The sequence below is a fragment of the Candidatus Sericytochromatia bacterium genome (genome assembly GCA_035285325.1).
GTDB lineage: Bacteria > Cyanobacteriota > Sericytochromatia > S15B-MN24 > JAQBPE01 > JAYKJB01.
Window position 1 is genome coordinate 1 of sequence record JAYKJB010000037.1, and the last position, 14,994, is coordinate 14,994.

Annotated in this window: 11 protein-coding genes; 10 read left to right on the plus strand and 1 reads right to left on the minus strand. The window is 66.3% G+C overall.

Translation table 11 applies throughout. The features are described from left to right. The first annotated feature begins 228 nt into the window (after positions 1 to 228). The 3 genes from VKP62_05320 to VKP62_05330 all read left to right on the plus strand — a co-directional run bounded on the left by VKP62_05320 (position 229) and on the right by VKP62_05330 (position 6,528). The gene (locus tag VKP62_05320; protein ID MEB3196606.1) at positions 229 to 1,809 is read left to right on the plus strand and encodes a hypothetical protein; all 1,581 of its coding nucleotides are present in this window, start codon (positions 229 to 231) and stop codon (positions 1,807 to 1,809) included. A 199-nt stretch (positions 1,810 to 2,008) separates the two neighbouring features. Further along, positions 2,009 to 3,514, plus strand: a complete 1,506-nt coding sequence (locus VKP62_05325) for a hypothetical protein (GenBank protein MEB3196607.1) — start codon at positions 2,009 to 2,011, stop codon at positions 3,512 to 3,514. A 266-nt stretch (positions 3,515 to 3,780) separates the two neighbouring features. Next, positions 3,781 to 6,528: a hypothetical protein gene (locus VKP62_05330; protein MEB3196608.1), complete on the plus strand. Its 2,748-nt coding sequence runs from the start codon at positions 3,781 to 3,783 to the stop codon at positions 6,526 to 6,528. Positions 6,529 to 6,673: 145 nt separating this feature from the next. Here VKP62_05330 and VKP62_05335 read toward each other — a convergent pair whose 3' ends face one another. Beyond that, positions 6,674 to 7,039: a metalloregulator ArsR/SmtB family transcription factor gene (locus VKP62_05335; protein ID MEB3196609.1), complete on the minus strand. Its 366-nt coding sequence runs from the start codon at positions 7,037 to 7,039 to the stop codon at positions 6,674 to 6,676. A 157-nt stretch (positions 7,040 to 7,196) separates the two neighbouring features. Here VKP62_05335 and VKP62_05340 point away from each other — a divergent pair, with 157 nt between their 5' ends. From VKP62_05340 to VKP62_05370, 7 genes are all read left to right on the plus strand, one after another. Further along, entirely contained in the window at positions 7,197 to 7,499 is a 303-nt protein-coding gene (locus VKP62_05340) for a metalloregulator ArsR/SmtB family transcription factor (protein ID MEB3196610.1), read from the plus strand. Positions 7,500 to 7,513: 14 nt separating this feature from the next. Then, positions 7,514 to 8,125: a carbonic anhydrase gene (locus VKP62_05345; protein MEB3196611.1), complete on the plus strand. Its 612-nt coding sequence runs from the start codon at positions 7,514 to 7,516 to the stop codon at positions 8,123 to 8,125. A gap of 14 nt (positions 8,126 to 8,139) precedes the next feature. Next, positions 8,140 to 9,564, plus strand: a complete 1,425-nt coding sequence (locus tag VKP62_05350; GenBank protein MEB3196612.1) for an NADP-dependent isocitrate dehydrogenase — start codon at positions 8,140 to 8,142, stop codon at positions 9,562 to 9,564. A gap of 2 nt (positions 9,565 to 9,566) precedes the next feature. After that, positions 9,567 to 10,469, plus strand: coding sequence for a DUF6671 family protein (locus VKP62_05355; protein ID MEB3196613.1), 903 nt, complete (start codon positions 9,567 to 9,569; stop codon positions 10,467 to 10,469). An 85-nt stretch (positions 10,470 to 10,554) separates the two neighbouring features. Continuing rightward, entirely contained in the window at positions 10,555 to 12,291 is a 1,737-nt protein-coding gene (locus VKP62_05360) for an ABC transporter ATP-binding protein (protein ID MEB3196614.1), read from the plus strand. Further along, a complete protein-coding gene (locus tag VKP62_05365) occupies positions 12,288 to 13,634 on the plus strand; it encodes an HlyD family efflux transporter periplasmic adaptor subunit (protein ID MEB3196615.1) in 1,347 nt (448 codons plus the stop codon). The genes VKP62_05360 and VKP62_05365 overlap by 4 nt, the downstream gene beginning before the upstream one ends. Further along, a partial coding sequence (locus tag VKP62_05370; GenBank protein MEB3196616.1) for a TolC family protein occupies positions 13,631 to 14,994 on the plus strand: 1,364 nt, incomplete at its 3' end. The genes VKP62_05365 and VKP62_05370, both read left to right, overlap by 4 nt.

A 14,994-nucleotide genomic window follows, 5' to 3' on the forward strand; every position in this document is an offset into this window, starting at 1 on the left:
CCTGATGCCCGCTCAGATGGCGGAATTACTGGACTGGGACGCGGAAAAATTCAGGCAAAGTCTCGCAGGGGGAAGCGCTTAGCCCGATCCGCTGGATGTTGCGCCGCGTGGCTCGTGCGGGCGCCCCACCCTTCTGCGACAGGGCTTGACAGAAAAATCGGGCAGCGGGAGGTTCAGGAACTTCCGTATGCCGCGTTCGGGAGACGACGATTACCTATGAGACGGCGGATGCTGCAGTTGGTATTACCGGGAGACGGCCTGACCTATGGCGTCTTGATCGCCTGCGTGGGTTTTCTCGTCGCACTGTCGACCCAGCGAACCGAACTTTATTCTGGTGGCCACGGCGATTTTCCGATTATTTTTGAAGGTGCCTATCGACTTTACTGCGGTCAGGTTCCTTATCGTGACTTCGGCATGCCCGTCGGCCCGGTCTCTTTCCTATTGCCAGCCCTGTTTTTCAAATGGCTGGGGCCCGTCTGGTCGAGCTTGGTGGCGTGTCAGTTGACCATCTCCGCCGCGACCCTGGCTGCCCTGCAGGCCTTGCTGTGGCGCCTTCGCGCATCGCGTGCCTGCGTGGCTCTATCGCTTGTTTCCTTTGCCGGGTTATATTTGTCCGGCCTGAGCTTTCATCCCTGGTACAACACCACTGCTCTGCTTGGCTTGTTCGTCGTGTCGGTTCTGGCCCTGGGGGACTCGTTCGGGGCGGTGGTGACCGCTGGCCTGATGGCAGGCTTGTGTGTGTTGACCAAGCAGGATTTCGGGGCGATCGCCTTGGGGATCGGTACCTGCCTGGTGGGGCTGGTTGCGTGGGGAACGGACTTTGAGACGATCCTGATATCCCACACGAATGCATCCAGCGCGCCGCGGCTTCGTCGCCTGATGGGGCGTCTTGGGGTCTTTTGGGGCAGCGCCCTCTTGCCCGTGCTCATCACGGCAAGTGCCACAGATATGCAGGCGTTTGCCTATTGGTTCAACTATGGACAGCCTCCTCACGCAGTCCTGCGTCAAGGCATCACGGCCTATTACTTTCTGTTCTTGTTGCTCACCTCGACGGGCACCCTGGTGATGGTTTTGGCACTGCAGCGCGATAGCTTGCGTCTGCTGGTGGCCGCGATGTTTTTTGGGGCTGGGGCCATGACGAGTCACCTGAGTGGGCAGTTGCCCATGCATTTCTATGCCGTCGGCTTCGTGCCCTTGGTCTTGTTCGAGCTTTTTACGGGAACGTCGCGACATCGTTTGCCCCTGCTTGTGTTGGTGACATGGGTGCTGATGTTTTTCTGCCTGCCAGCCTTCGCGAACGCTCGCTTCGTCTGGAAATTGACCCTGAACTATCAGGCCCATGGCACTCTGGGGGGCTTGCCGTTGTCGCTGCCATCGCAGCCCCGGCTGGTCCCTTTTGGAAACCGTTTGACCGCTTTTCAAGGACCGGTACTGGCTCCGGAGGAAACCACCAAGAAGCTGACGTGGTTGCTGGATGAGTTGGAGCGTAGAAAAGGCGCATTTGGGAAGGCACCCGCGGTGCTCAATATTTCTGAAATGTCCCCTATCTATGCCCAGTTGGGTCAAGCGCCCCCCATCGGGTTTCCCCTGTGGTTCCACCCTGGAATCAGTCTTTTTGAGCGGGAGTTGAAGCATTACGAAAAGACACTCAGTCATTGCACGTATGATGCGATATTGTTGCAAACGCGTTGTCCGGAAGCCTCTTCGAGGTTATTACCTGTACTCCAGAGGAATACAGCATACAAATTGGCAGACCGGATTCAACTACCACCTCTTGGAGCTCCCATCCTGTTATTTTTGCGTCGCTGAGGGCGGGAACGCGGGTGTACCGTCCGCCCGCAACTAGCCTGGGCTGGGGGCTTATAAAGGTGACCGCCGCTATCCGGGGTATGTTTCAACCCGAATTGTAAATTCCCCATTAAAGAATTGATCGAACTTGGTTTTGTTCGCGTCCTCTTTCCTCCGTCGTCACGATATTCGTGTCGTACCGCGTCCAGAGGAATCCGACATGACCACCATCAACGTCGCCCCCTCGCCCGTCTCGCCAGTCGCCCCGGCCCAACCGGCTGACGCTGCACCCACGGTCACCACGCCACCCGCGGCGGTGGCCCCGCCGGCTGCCGCCGAACCGATCCCGGCCACTGGCGACACCGTGCAGGCTGAGACGCCTGCGGTGGCCACACCGCCGCGCGCCGACATCGACAACGTGAACCTCGACGCGGAAGAGCTGCGCGCGCTCGATAACCTGAGACAGACCTTCCTGGCCGATGGTGAGATGTCCGCCGCCGAGCAGAAGGTGTATCAGGACGTGCGTGCCAACTTCGCCAAGCCGACGACTCCGTCGACTGGAGCCGGTGACGCGCCCGCCTCGTTGCCCCAGGCTGGCAATGCCGCTTCGGACAGCCCGGTCGATCCGGCTGGAGGATCCGGTCAGGAGTTGTCTGGCAGCGGGGGCGCCCTCGATTGCCCCCCGGACCCGGTCGCTGGCCAGGGTCCGGACCGCTCGTCGCCTGCCGATTCCGAGGGCGTTTTCCTGGTGGGTAATCTGCTCGCCTCCCCGCATTCGGTGCGGGATTACCTGGGCATCCTGACGGGGCAGGTGCAGGGCATCGGGGGGGACCCGAGCGCCTTCGGGCCCAACGCCGTCTCGCCCCAGACGGTCGAAGCGGCCCGCAAGCTGCTCGCGATCGCGCCGGCGGAGGTGCTTGATGCGCGCATCCCGGATGGCAAGACCCTGGCCCTCTCCATGGATGGCCGGATCGTGGGCAGCCTCGACACTGCCTCTGTCACCGACAATCAGAGTTTGGGCGTCGCTGGCCACCGGAAGAACCCGGTTTTCACCTCCGGCGAGGGGGGGGAAATCGAGCTTGATGGGGCGTCCCCATCATCCAGCACGGATAGCGATTCGTCTTCCCTTTCTGATTCGTCGTCCCCGTCGGGCGTCAAGCACAAGGTCATCGGCACCCAGCTCATCTCACCGGTCATGCTGGATCTCAACGGTGACGGCAAGCTCGGCACCACTGGCGTGTCGACGGCCAAGCAGCGGATCGACTCGCAGGTGGGGAAGACGGTCTCGTTCGACCTCGACGGCGATGGCCGCAAGGAAAACGTCGAATGGATGGACGGCCAGGGCGATGCGATGCTGGTGGATGATCGCGACGGTGGGGCCAGCCGAGCCGCGGCCGGCAACGGGGAAATCGACGGTTCGCGCCTGTTCGGCGATCAGGGGGGCAAGTTTGACAATGGCTACGTGAAGCTGGCCCGGCACGACGCGAACGGCGACGGCAAACTCACGGGCCAGGAGCTCGAGGGCTTGAAAACCTGGGTCGATGACGGCGATGCCAAGGTCGAGGCGGGTGAGCTGAAGTCGCTGGCCGAACAGGGCATCAGCGAGTTGTCGGTGCAGATGAATCTGCAGAAGAACGCTCGGGGCGAAGACCTGATGCGTTCGAGCTTTGTTCAGAACGGTGAAACCAAGGCCACCGAAGACGTCTGGTTCGCCAAGGCGCCCTGATCCGCTTCACCTTTCTTCTCTGCCAGCGCCGGTCCGCTCCACGCGGTACCGGCGCTGTTCGTTGTCTTGCGCTGGCCCGTATCGCCTGCTTGCTGGTCACCATCACCGGCCTGACCTGGCCCCGCGCTCACGGCGGCGACCAGCGCGTGGCGCTACCTTAAATAAAAGTTTCTGCCAGTACAACATGATTTTTATCGAATCACCGCGCCTCGCCCCGATAACGATCGGGTGGGCCCCGCCGGGGGGCCGGGCAGGCAGGTGGGATCATGAGCGTTGCATTCAACCAGCCGTTGCGGATGGCCCAGCCGGTTTCACCGCCTTTTGCCCGCAAATCCGGGCTGGCCAAGGTCGGCCAGGGCTGGGGAGAAACCCTGACGGAGCTGCCCGGCGCGGCGATCGACAAGCTGCAACGCACGGCTCAGGCCATCGCCCATCCGGTGGCCACGCTCCAGCAACAGGTGGCCGAGTGGCGGGCGAACCCCGCTCGCAAGCTGGCGCCGCTGGCGATGATGGCCGGCGGGGTCGCGCTCGGTGCGATCTCTCCGGGCCTGATGCGCCTGGTGGGGGTAGGGCTGGCGGCCTCGACGGTGGTGTTCCCGACGGTTCGCTTTGCCCGGGCCGGCAGCGAGGATGAGCTCGAGGCGATCGCCGACGGCACGGCCCGCCAGCTGGTGGATACGGCCGCCGGGTACGCGACCAGCTGGGCCGCCGGGCAGGTGATTCGCCACGCCATTCAGCGGGTGCGGGCCGCTCAGCCGGTGGTGCGTGAGTCGCAGGTGGAACGTGGCCTGAACGGGGGGGCGCCCTCCGAACGCGTCACGCGCGGGGCGCAGGTCAAGCCGACCGAATGGCGGGTCGCGGGCAACACGCCTGAGCAGATGCGCCAGGTCCGTGCCGCGGTCGATCCGGACAACATCAATTTTGACGCCGTGCGCGCTGATCGGGAGATGTGGCACCGTTTCGTGACCGATGTGCGCGGCAAGGTGCGCGATTTTCATTTCACGCGTCTGGCCAAGGCCAAGCCCGGGCTCACGCGAGACGCCTTCGAGGCCTTCTTGAAGACACCGGATGCGCACCCCTTGCGCTTGCAGATGGTGCAGGACGTGCGCGGCATCGTGCACGCCAACTACCTGGGGGCGCACGGCATTCAGGTGACGGCGAGCATGCCGGTGGCGGAGATGGCCGGCACGCGCCGCTACCTGCAGACCTTTGGCAGCCACTACGACCTTGCCGATGCGGTGCGGGGCATCAACACGGGGCTGGCGAAGGGCCTCACGGGCGCAGCCCCGCTCACGCTCGAGGCCGAACGCATGCTGTACGCCGAGCGGGGCGTGGCGGCCCCGTTCTTCCAGCGCTTCGAGCGGCAGGGCCTGGCCGCCAAGGAGCTCCAGTCGCTGCGTGGCTTCACCGATCGCTTCGCCACCGGCCAGAGCGGCCGCTATCTCAAGGTTGCCGCCCAGGCGGCGAGCGGTCAGGATGTCGCGCTGCTGCGCGACCGCGTGACCCGCCAGTTGCTGATGGACGCCGGGGTGGTGTTGCCCAAGGGGGAAGTCGACAGCCGCCTGCTCGTCTCGTTGCTGCGCGATATGACCAGTGAGGATCCGCGTAACCTGAAGACCCTGGTGAAGACCGTCAACGAGGCCTTGCGGGCGGGCCAGACGAACTATTATGACCTCGATGCCACGGTCAACCGGCGCATCCTGCGCGAGCTGGGAGTATCTCCCAAGACGCTGGCGGCGCTCGACGTTCCCGATGCGGCGTTGAAGACGGCCCAGCCGCGCTATCCAGAGGCGCTCACGCGGGCCGAGCAGACCCGTCTGTTGCGCGATCGCCTGCGCGTGCTGCCCGACGCGCAGCGCCAGGAGGCCGTGGCGAGTCTTTCCGCCCGCGGGGCGACCTTGCTGGATTTCGACCAGCATCTGACCAAGACCCTGGAGACCCAGGTCAGCCAGCTCGCGGGGGCATCCCGACCGCTGGTCGGAGAGCTCACGCGCGGGATGACGATGCAGCAGAAGGCCAACTTCGTGGCCGATCTGGCTCGCCTGCCCGAGCCCCTGCGCCGCGAGGCCTTTGCCGGTCTGACGGGTTTGCCCGCGGAGCAGCACCGCACCGTGGTGGGGCGCCTGGCGAAGGCCATCACGCAGCGCTTCGGCGTGACGGTGCATCGCGAGGCGGGGCACTACCCGGCCAGCCAAACCTGGGCGCGCGGTCGGGACCCACTGGTCAAGGACTGGTCGGCCCAGGGGGTCTCGCAGCTGTACAACGCGTTGCACCGCATGGCCGGGAATGGCGAGCTGCCGCCGGGGCTAGCCGGCACCACCTACGTCAACATGGGCGCTCCCAGCGCGCCGGTCGGCCAGGCCGCGAGCGTGACCCGTGCGGGCAGCAAGGCGATCATGTACTACAAGCCCGGTTCCTCTGCTTACCAGGGCGGCACGATGGGCTATCGCACCGCTGATTCCGGGAGCAAGGATCTGATCGTCCTGTTCGACGATGCCATGCGGATGCACAATGCCGACGAGGCGGTGGGGGTCTCCATGGCCGAGGGCACCTTGATCCACGAGTCCGGTCATGCGATCCAGCTAGGGGGGCGCAGTGGGATGACGGCCGCGGCCGCGACGGCTCACGAAAAGAAGCTGATGGCCGAATGGTCCGCCCTCTCGAACTGGCGCGAGCAGGACGGCAGCCTGGCGGACGGTTATGCCCGGGTGGGGGGATTGGAACGCCGCTATTACAAGGACCCTGGGGTCCAGGTCGGGCAGCGCGCTCGCATCGTCAGTGACTACGGCGCGACCGACCCGGTGGAAGACTTCGCCGAGTTCACGCGCACCTTCTACAACGATCCAGCCAGTGCCATGGCGGTGTCTGCCGAGAAATTTCTCTATCTCAACGAGCTGATGGGGCAGCGCTATGCGCCGGGCGAGGTCAATGCCCTGGCGTCCGCCCTCGGCCTGGGGGCACAGGGCCTGCAGACGGCGCTGCTGGCCCTGCGTGGGCGACTGAAAGCCGCCTGAATTCCGATCGCGACGCTTACGGGAGCCCGGCCGGCATCTCCCGCCCTGCTCCCCCAGCCGCGGGGCGCTGGCGGTGACATCCTTCGCCCAGCGGGTGTCCGCCTCGTTTTTTCAGATCGGCGCCCAGTTTGTCCCCTCGTCGCGCTCATTGGTTGGGAGCGGGGCCCAGCCAGTCGGCCTGGGAGCGTCGCGCGGCCTCGCGAACATCCTCGGGCGTGAAGCGGCTCGTCTGGATGAAGTCCAGTCCCTGGGCGATCCAGATGGCAAGGCCGCGATCCGTCAGCCGGTAAAACACGTGGCGGCCTTCCTGGCGTTCGGCCACCAGCCTTTGTGCCCGCAAAATGGCCAGCTGACGTGAGGTCTTGGCGTGACTGACCCCCAGGATGGTCTGGAGACTCGCCACATCCAGTTCGCCCTGACGCAATTCCTCAACTATCTGCAACCGTTCGGGGTGGGATAGCACGCCGAACAGCTCCGCCAGTTCCCGAGCAGCGATCTTGCGATGGGGCATGACACACGCGCCTCCTTATATATATGTATGCGAGTATTCGTCGTGAAGTCAATCCACCAGCCGTTTTATACCCCTTGACAGGGGCCGTTTTTTTGATACCATTCTCCATATATATAGATAAATATATATATGGAGAATGGCATACATGGAGAGGCAGATGAAAGAGAAGTCCTTCGTCCGTTTCAGCCAATTGTTGCGGGTCCTGTCTCATCCCGTGCGTTTGCGGATCATCGAGTTGTTGCTCGACTCGGAGTACGACGTCGGCACCCTCGGGCACACCCTCGGTCTCGACGGCTCGGCCGTCAGTCAGCACCTGGCCTTGCTGCGTGCCCATCGACTGGTCGATCTGCGTCGCGCGGGGCAGCGTTCTTTTTATCGTCTCAGTTCCGCTGGGCTGGGGCGCTGGCTGCTGGCCGGTAGCTGCTTGGCAGGCGGCGAGCCGCTATTGCTGGAAAGTTAGTGGAGGAACCCCTCATGCACGCCTGGTTCGAGCCCGCGCTCGCCGATAACGTTTCTCGTCCGTGCCTCTTCATCGGCTGTTCGGATGCGCCACCGGCCCTGCCGGGCGAGCCGGCCTCAGGCTGGTCTGGTCTGATTCGCATCGTGAGCCACGGCAATGTGGTGCCGCCATACGAGGCCGCCCCCCAACCCATTGCCGCCTCGATCGCTCACGCGGTGACGCATCGCGGGGTTCGGGATGTGGTGGTGTGTGGTCACTCGCGCTGTCAGGCCCTGCGAAGCCTGCTGCTGCCCGCCGAGCTGGCACCCAGCGAAGCTCAGCGCAGGTGGTCGGCTCATGCCGCGAGCACCCGCGCCCTGCTGCGCCGTCATTACTTGCACCTCTCAGGCGAAGCCTTGTGGGAGGTGGCCCTGCAGGAACACGTGCTGGTTCAGATCGAGCACCTGTTGACCCATCCGCGCCTGCGTGAGGCCGTCGACAAGGCCCAGGTGCGCCTGCACGCCTGGCTTCACGATGAAGATGAGTCGCGAATCCTGGCCTTCGAACCCGGCAGTGGCCAGTTCGAAACGCTTGTCATCCCTCAGCCACAGCGCCTGTCCGAGCGCGGTGGCTTGCCCCGAGATTGAAGGAGGTCCCCCTCATGCAGACGCAACAAGCTTCCGATGCGCACGCCTCGTCGTGCCTGACCACGGTCGCTGTGATTCCCGGTGACGGCATCGGGCCGGAGATCACACGGGCCGTGGTGCGTGTGTTGGAGGCCGCTGGGGCGCCTTTGGCCTGGGAGTGGCACGAAGCCGGCCTGGGCAGCATCGAGCGGGCTGCCAACGGTCTGCCTGCCGAGACCCTCGCCGCCATTCAGCGGCACCGCGTGGCGCTCAAGGGACCCACGGCCACGCCCTCCGGTGCTGGGCACAAGAGCGTCAATGTGACGATTCGCAAAGCGCTGGACCTCTATGCCAACGTCCGACCGGTGCGCTCCCTGCCTGGCTTGAAGACCCGCTTTGACGACGTCGACCTGGTGATCGTGCGCGAAAACATCGAGGACACCTACGGCGGCATCGAGCATCGCCAGTCCCCCGAGGTGGTTCAGTGCCTCAAGGTCATCACCCGGCCTGGCTCCCTGGCGGTGGCGCGCTATGCCTTCGAGCTGGCACGCACGTGGGGGCGGCGGCGCGTCACGTGCGTGCACAAGGCCAACATCCACAAGCTGTCGGATGGCCTGTTCCTCAGCTGCTTCCAGGAAGTGGCGGCCGAATACCCGGACATCAAGGCGGACGATATTCTGGTGGACAATGCTTGCATGCAACTGGTGACCCAGCCTGAGCGCTTCGACGTGCTGGTGACGCCGAACCTCTACGGGGACATCATCTCCGACCTTGCGGCTGGCCTGGTGGGCGGCCTGGGGGTGGCCCCAGCCGGCAACATCGGCCGGGAGGTCGCCGTTTTCGAGGCGGTGCACGGCACGGCTCCGGATATTGCGGGCCTTGGCCTGGCCAACCCCACCGCCCTGTTGCTGTCGGCCGTCCAGATGCTGCGCTATCTGGGGCATCACGCGTGTGCGGCACGGGTCGAGGAAGGCCTTCGTCGCGTGCTGGCGGACGGCGTGCGGACCCGTGATCTGGGCGGAACTTGCGGAACCGAGGCCTTTGCGGATGCCATCGTGGCGGCGTTGCCCGTGGAGAGTCAGCTGGCCGTCCCACAACAGGCCAGTCGGGTGGTCGCCCAGGCCCCGGCGACGCCAGATGCGGCCTCCAGCTCAGTCTGGGAGGTGCGTGGCGTCGATGTCTTCGTCGAACATCGCGGCATTCCCCAGTTGCCGGCGCGCATCGGTCCGTTTGCGCTCGCGATGATCTCCAATCGTGGCACCAAGGTGTACCCTGGACCGGCCCCTGACATCATGCTGGTGGACTGGCACCGCTGTCGCTATGTGGCCGACTCTGCGGTTTCTGAAGATGATGTTGTGATGCTACTTAAACAGATTGGTCAGCACGTTTCGTGGATGCATGTGGAGAAGCTGCGCCATGCCGATGGCGTGGCCTGCTACAGCAAGGCCCAGGGGGAGTGACGATGTCTGCCACCTCAGAAAGCCCGGCGCGCGTCGCCGGGCCTTCAACCGGCTCGCCCTTTGCCGGACGGACGGCCGTCATGGCCACCCAACACGGCAAGGTTGACTTGCTCGCCCCGCTGTTGCAAGAGGCGCTGGGAATCACCCTGGTCCGAGCCGAGGGCGTGGACACGGATGACTTCGGGACCTTCACGGGGGAAGTCCCTCGACCAGGCGATCAGCGCGAGACGGCAATTGCCAAGGCAGAAGCCGCCTTGGCGCTGACGGGCGCTGACCTGGCACTGGCCAGCGAGGGCAGTTTCGGGCCGCATCCGATGGCCCCCTTCCTGGCGGCTAACCGCGAGCTGTTCGTCTTGCTGGATCGCAGGCTGGAGCTCACGATCGTGGCCAGCGCCTTCACCACGGCGACCAACTTTTCCCATGCCGTCATTTCGAACCCGGAGGCCGCCTGGGCCTTTGCTGAGCGCGTGGGTTTTCCCGAGCACGGCTTGATCGTGCGGGATGGTCCAGATCCTGCCACTGCCCGCGTGGTGGCCAAGGGCATCGTGACACCGGCCGCGCTGGATGAGGCATTGGCGCGCGCCCTGCCTCGTGGCATGGGGCGGTCGATGTTGCTCGAAACGGATATGCGGGCCCATCTCAACCCGACTCGTCAGAAAGCCATCCGCTTGGCTGCCCTTGATCTGGTGGCGCGGCTTCAGTCCATCTGTGACGCCTGCGGGACGCCTGGATTTGCGCTGCTGGAGGTCATCCCCGGCCTGCCTTGCGGCTGGTGTGGGCAGCCCACGCGTCTCCCCCTGGAGGAACTGGAGGGTTGCTTGCGCTGTGAACACACGCGGCGCAGACCCTATCCCAACGGTGAACGCACGGCTGACCCGGGGCGTTGCGACCTGTGCAACCCGTGAAGGGCGCAAGCGCTCACGAGGCAAGCGCCGTGCTATGCTGAACGCCGGAACTCTCCCCGCCTTCGCGCGGTCTAGCCAGGCCTAAATGAGTTCGCCATCACTCTCGACCATCCAGAGTCATGCCGACGCCGTGGGAGCTCCGCTCGATCCACTGATGGGGGCGGAAACGCCGCTGCAGCGTCTGTGGGCCCTGCTCCGGCTTCACCGGCGGGAGTTGCTCCTGATCCTGGCTTACGCGGTGGCGGCCGGCGTGCTTGGCCTGGCAGTGCCCCTGGCGGTGCAGGCGCTGGTCAATTCCATCGCGTTCACGAACCTGATGCAGCCTGTGCTGGTGCTCAGTGCGCTGCTGCTCGCTGCGTTGGGCCTGTTGGGAGTGATGCTGGCCGGCCAGGCGCTCACGGTGGAATTGCTGCAGCGGCGACTGTTCATCCATTCGGCGGCGGATCTGGCCTTGCGCCTGACCCGCGTGCGGCGTGAGGCTTTCGACCAGGCCCACGGGCCTGAATTGTTGAACCGCTTTTTCGCGGTTTTTGCGCTCCAGAAGGCCTTCAGTGAGTTGCTCCTGGATGGCCTCGCGGTGCTCTTGCAGACGCTCATCGGTCTGCTGCTGATGGCGGTCTACCACCCCCTGCTGCTTCAGTTCGGCTTGTTCGTGGTGGCTGGTCTCGCAGTGTTGCTGCGCTTCACGAGTCATCGGGCCACCCAGACGGCGCTGAAGGAATCCAAGGCCAAGTTCGACATGGCCGCGTGGCTGGAAGAACTCGCCGGTCATCCGGACCTGTTTCGCTCGGACGGGGCGGTGCGCCTTTCGATCGAACGGGCCAACGCCTTGGCTCAGGACTGGCTCTTGTCGCGGCAGGACCACTGGCGCATTCTGTTTCGCCAGTTGACCGGTCTGCTGGCGTTCCAGGCGGTGGCCAGTGCCCTGCTGCTTGGCGTTGGCGGCTGGTTGGTGGTCAGCCGCCAGATCACGTTGGGGCAGCTGGTGGCCTCCGAGTTCGTGCTCTCAGCCGTGGTGACGGGGCTGGTCAAGCTGGCCAAGCAACTGGAAACCTATTACGACGCGCTGGCCAACGTCGACAAGCTGGGCACGTTGCTGGACTTGCCGCTCGAACGAACGGATGGCGTACCATTGCCCCCGAGCTCGGCCGGGCTCGCCATCCGCCTCAGTGCGCTGCGGTTATCGCGCGGGGATGCCCTCGTCCTGCAGCACGCTGACGTGGGCCTGGTCCCGGGCGCGCGCATGGGTATCACCGGGGCCACCGGTGCGGGCCTGGGCGTGTTGGGGGAATTGCTGGCCGGTTTGCGCGAACCTGCCGCCGGGGCGCTGGAGTTTGATGGCCACGACATGCGCGATCTCGACGTACGTTCCGTGCGGGGGGCCGTGGCCCTTGTGCGTCCCGATGGGGTCTTCGCGGGCAGCGTGCTGGAAAACCTGCGCGTGGGACGACAGGACATCGAACTTTCTCACCTTCGAACCACGCTGCAGGCGGTTGGCCTGTGGGAGACCATCCAGGAGCTGCCGGATGGGCTGGGAACCCCGCTGGCCACCAGCGGCGCGCCGCTTTCTGCCGGTGAGGCGGCGCGACTGCTGGTCGCCCGGGCCATCGCCGGGGGGCCGCGCCTGATCGTGGTGGAAGAGGTACTCGACATCCTCGACGGCGAGGCGCGTCAGCTGGCGCTGGACGCGCTGATGGAACCTCGCGCCCCCTGGACCTTGGTGGTCTTGAGTCGCCATGAGGCCGTGCTGGCTCGCCTGCCGATCGTGTACCGGCTCGATCAGGGGTTGCTGGTGCGGCTCGGTCCCGGGAGGCACGCATGAGTCCCTCCAGGACCCCGCCTTGGGCGCCCGAGCTGAGTGCCTTTCGTGCCCTGGAGGCCGTGCGCACCCCGGAATCATCCAGGCGCCTGGCCAAAGCGGCGATCGCCGGGGGGCTGACCATTGCGTTGGCCCTGGCCTTTGCGCCCTGGCGGCAGACGGCATCGGCCAAGGGGCGCGTGATCGCCTTTGCCCCCATGGCCCGCCAGCAGCTCGTCGAAGCGCCGGTGGAGGCGCGGGTCCAGCGCTGGCACGTGCAAGAGGGAAGCCGGGTGCGGGCAGGAGAACCCCTGGTGGAATTGCGCGATGTCGATCCGGAGTTCGTGGCCCGGCTGGAGCGCGAACTGGCCGCTGTGCGGGAACGCATCGCGGCGGCCGACGGGCGTCAGCGGGCCTTGAACGCGCGTGCCCAGGCCCTGGGCACTTCGCGGGAGCGGGCCATTCGCGCGGCTGGCGAGCGCAAGCGCATGGCCGATCTGCGCACGCGGGCCGCCGACGAGGCCCTGACGGCGGCGCGGGCGACGGAAACGACGGCCAAGTTGAATCGGGACCGCCAGTGGGCCTTGCGCACGCGCGGTCTCGCGGCCGATCGGGCGGTGGAATTGGCGGAGCTGGAGCTGACGCGCGCCATCACGGAACGAGCTCGTGCGGCGGCCACCCTGGCGGCCGCTCAGGCCGAGCAGAGCGCCCTGGCAGCCGATCTGGCACGCGTCGAAACCGACGGCACGGCAGCCCTGGAGGAGGCGCGGGGGGGCGCTGCCGGGGCCCGGGCGGACGCCGAAAATGCGCGGGCTGAACTGGCACGCCTCGAGGTGCGGCGCGCCCGTCAGGCGGCCCAGGCCGTGACGGCCCCTCGGGATGGCACGGTGTTTCGCCTGGCGGCCTTCGAGATCGGGGGGCTGGTGAAGGCGGGAGACCCACTGGTCATGCTGGTTCCGGAGACGCGTGACCGGGCGGTCGAGGCCTGGATTGCAGGCAATGATGCGCCGCTGGTGCGGCCCGGTCGCACGGTGCGGATCCAGTTCGAGGGCTTCCCGGCCATCCAGTTCTCGGGCTGGCCGGAGGCCGCGATTGGCACTTTCGGCGGCCGGGTCGCCTTCGTCGAGACGACGGATGACGGCGAGGGGCGCTTCCGCGCGCTGATCGTGCCGGAGGACGGCGCACCCTGGCCGGAGCCGGCCATCCTGCGCCAAGGGGTGCAGGCCAACGTGTGGGTGTTGCTGGATGTGGTCGCGCTGGGATACGAGCTGTGGCGTCAGTTCAATGCCTTCCCGCCCAACTACGTGGGGGAAGCGCCGACACAGGAACCCAAGCTGGATGCCCCGAGCAAGCGGCTGCGCAAATGATCGGGCGCGCGCTGTCTGTCTTCACGGCCCTTCCCTGTGCCTGGCTGGTGGTACCTGCGGCCATCGCCCTGGCTCCGCTGCCGCCCGAGGCCTTGCTGGGCAGCCTGGAGGCTTCCTATCCGCCACTGCAGGCGGCCCGCGCGGAGCTGCGCGCCGCCGAGTCGCTGCGGACGGCGGCGGAAGGGGCCTTCGATCCGGCCTGGCGGACCCGCGCGACCGTTCTGCCGACGGCCCAGTATCCCCATCAGCGCGTCGATACGAGCCTGGAGCAGGCCACGCCCTTCTGGGGGGCCGCGCTGTTTGGCGGCTGGCGTCGTGGTCAGGGCCAGTTTGCCCCCTACGATGGCAAACTCGTCACCAACGAGGGGGGCGAGTGGCGCGCCGGGATGAACCTTCCGCTCTGGCGCAATGGGCCGATCGATCGGCGGCGAGCCGATCTGCTTCGGGCCGAGGCTGCCGTGGACGTCGCCCAGGCTCAGCTGCGCATTCAGCAACTGGAGGCCGCTCGTCAGGCGGCGGTGCGTTATTGGGACTGGGTGGCGGCGGGGCAGCGCGCCGCGATCGCCCGCCGCTGGCTGCAACTGGCGCAGCGCCGCGACGCCGACCTGGCCGCCGCCGTTCGGGCGGGGGCCTTGCCGGCTCTGGAACGCCAGGAAAACGAACGGGTCGTGCAACAACGGCTGGGCCAGCTGGCGCAGGCCGAACGAGGGCTCGAACAGGCGGCCATCGAACTGTCGCTTTTCTGGCGGGATGAGGGGGGGGCTCCCCACCTGCCAGAGGCTGCTCGTTTGCCCGGCGTGCTTCCGCCGGCGCAGGCGATCGCCTCCGGCGCGCTGCAAGCGGACCTGACGGCGGCGTTGGGGCTTCGTCCGGAGCCGCAGCGACTCCAGGCCCTGCTCACGCAGGCGCGGGTCGAACTGACGCTGGCGGAGAATCAGCTGGCGCCCGCCATGGACCTGTCACTCGCCGGCTCGCAGGACCTGGGAGCCGGTGACCCGGGACGTGCCACGCCGGAACTCGAAGCGGGCGTCTCCCTGGAAGTGCCCCTGATCGCCCGCACGCCGCGTGGTCGGATCGCGCAGGCCGAGGCGCAGGTGGTCGGCCTGGAGGCTCAAGCCCGGTTTGTGCGGGATCGCGTGCAGGCGGAGGTGCGCGACGCTGGCTCCGGCGTGAGGGCGGCCGTGCGCCGCGCCGAAGCCGCGCGCCGGGAACGAGAGGTGTCCGAGCGCCTGGCCCAGGCCGAGGCTGAACGCTTGCGCCTGGGAGAGGGCTCCATGTTCCAGGTCAACCTGCGCGAACAGGTGGCGGCCGAGGCCGCCGTGCGCGAGGTGGACGCGCTGGCCGAGCATCAGCGAGCGCG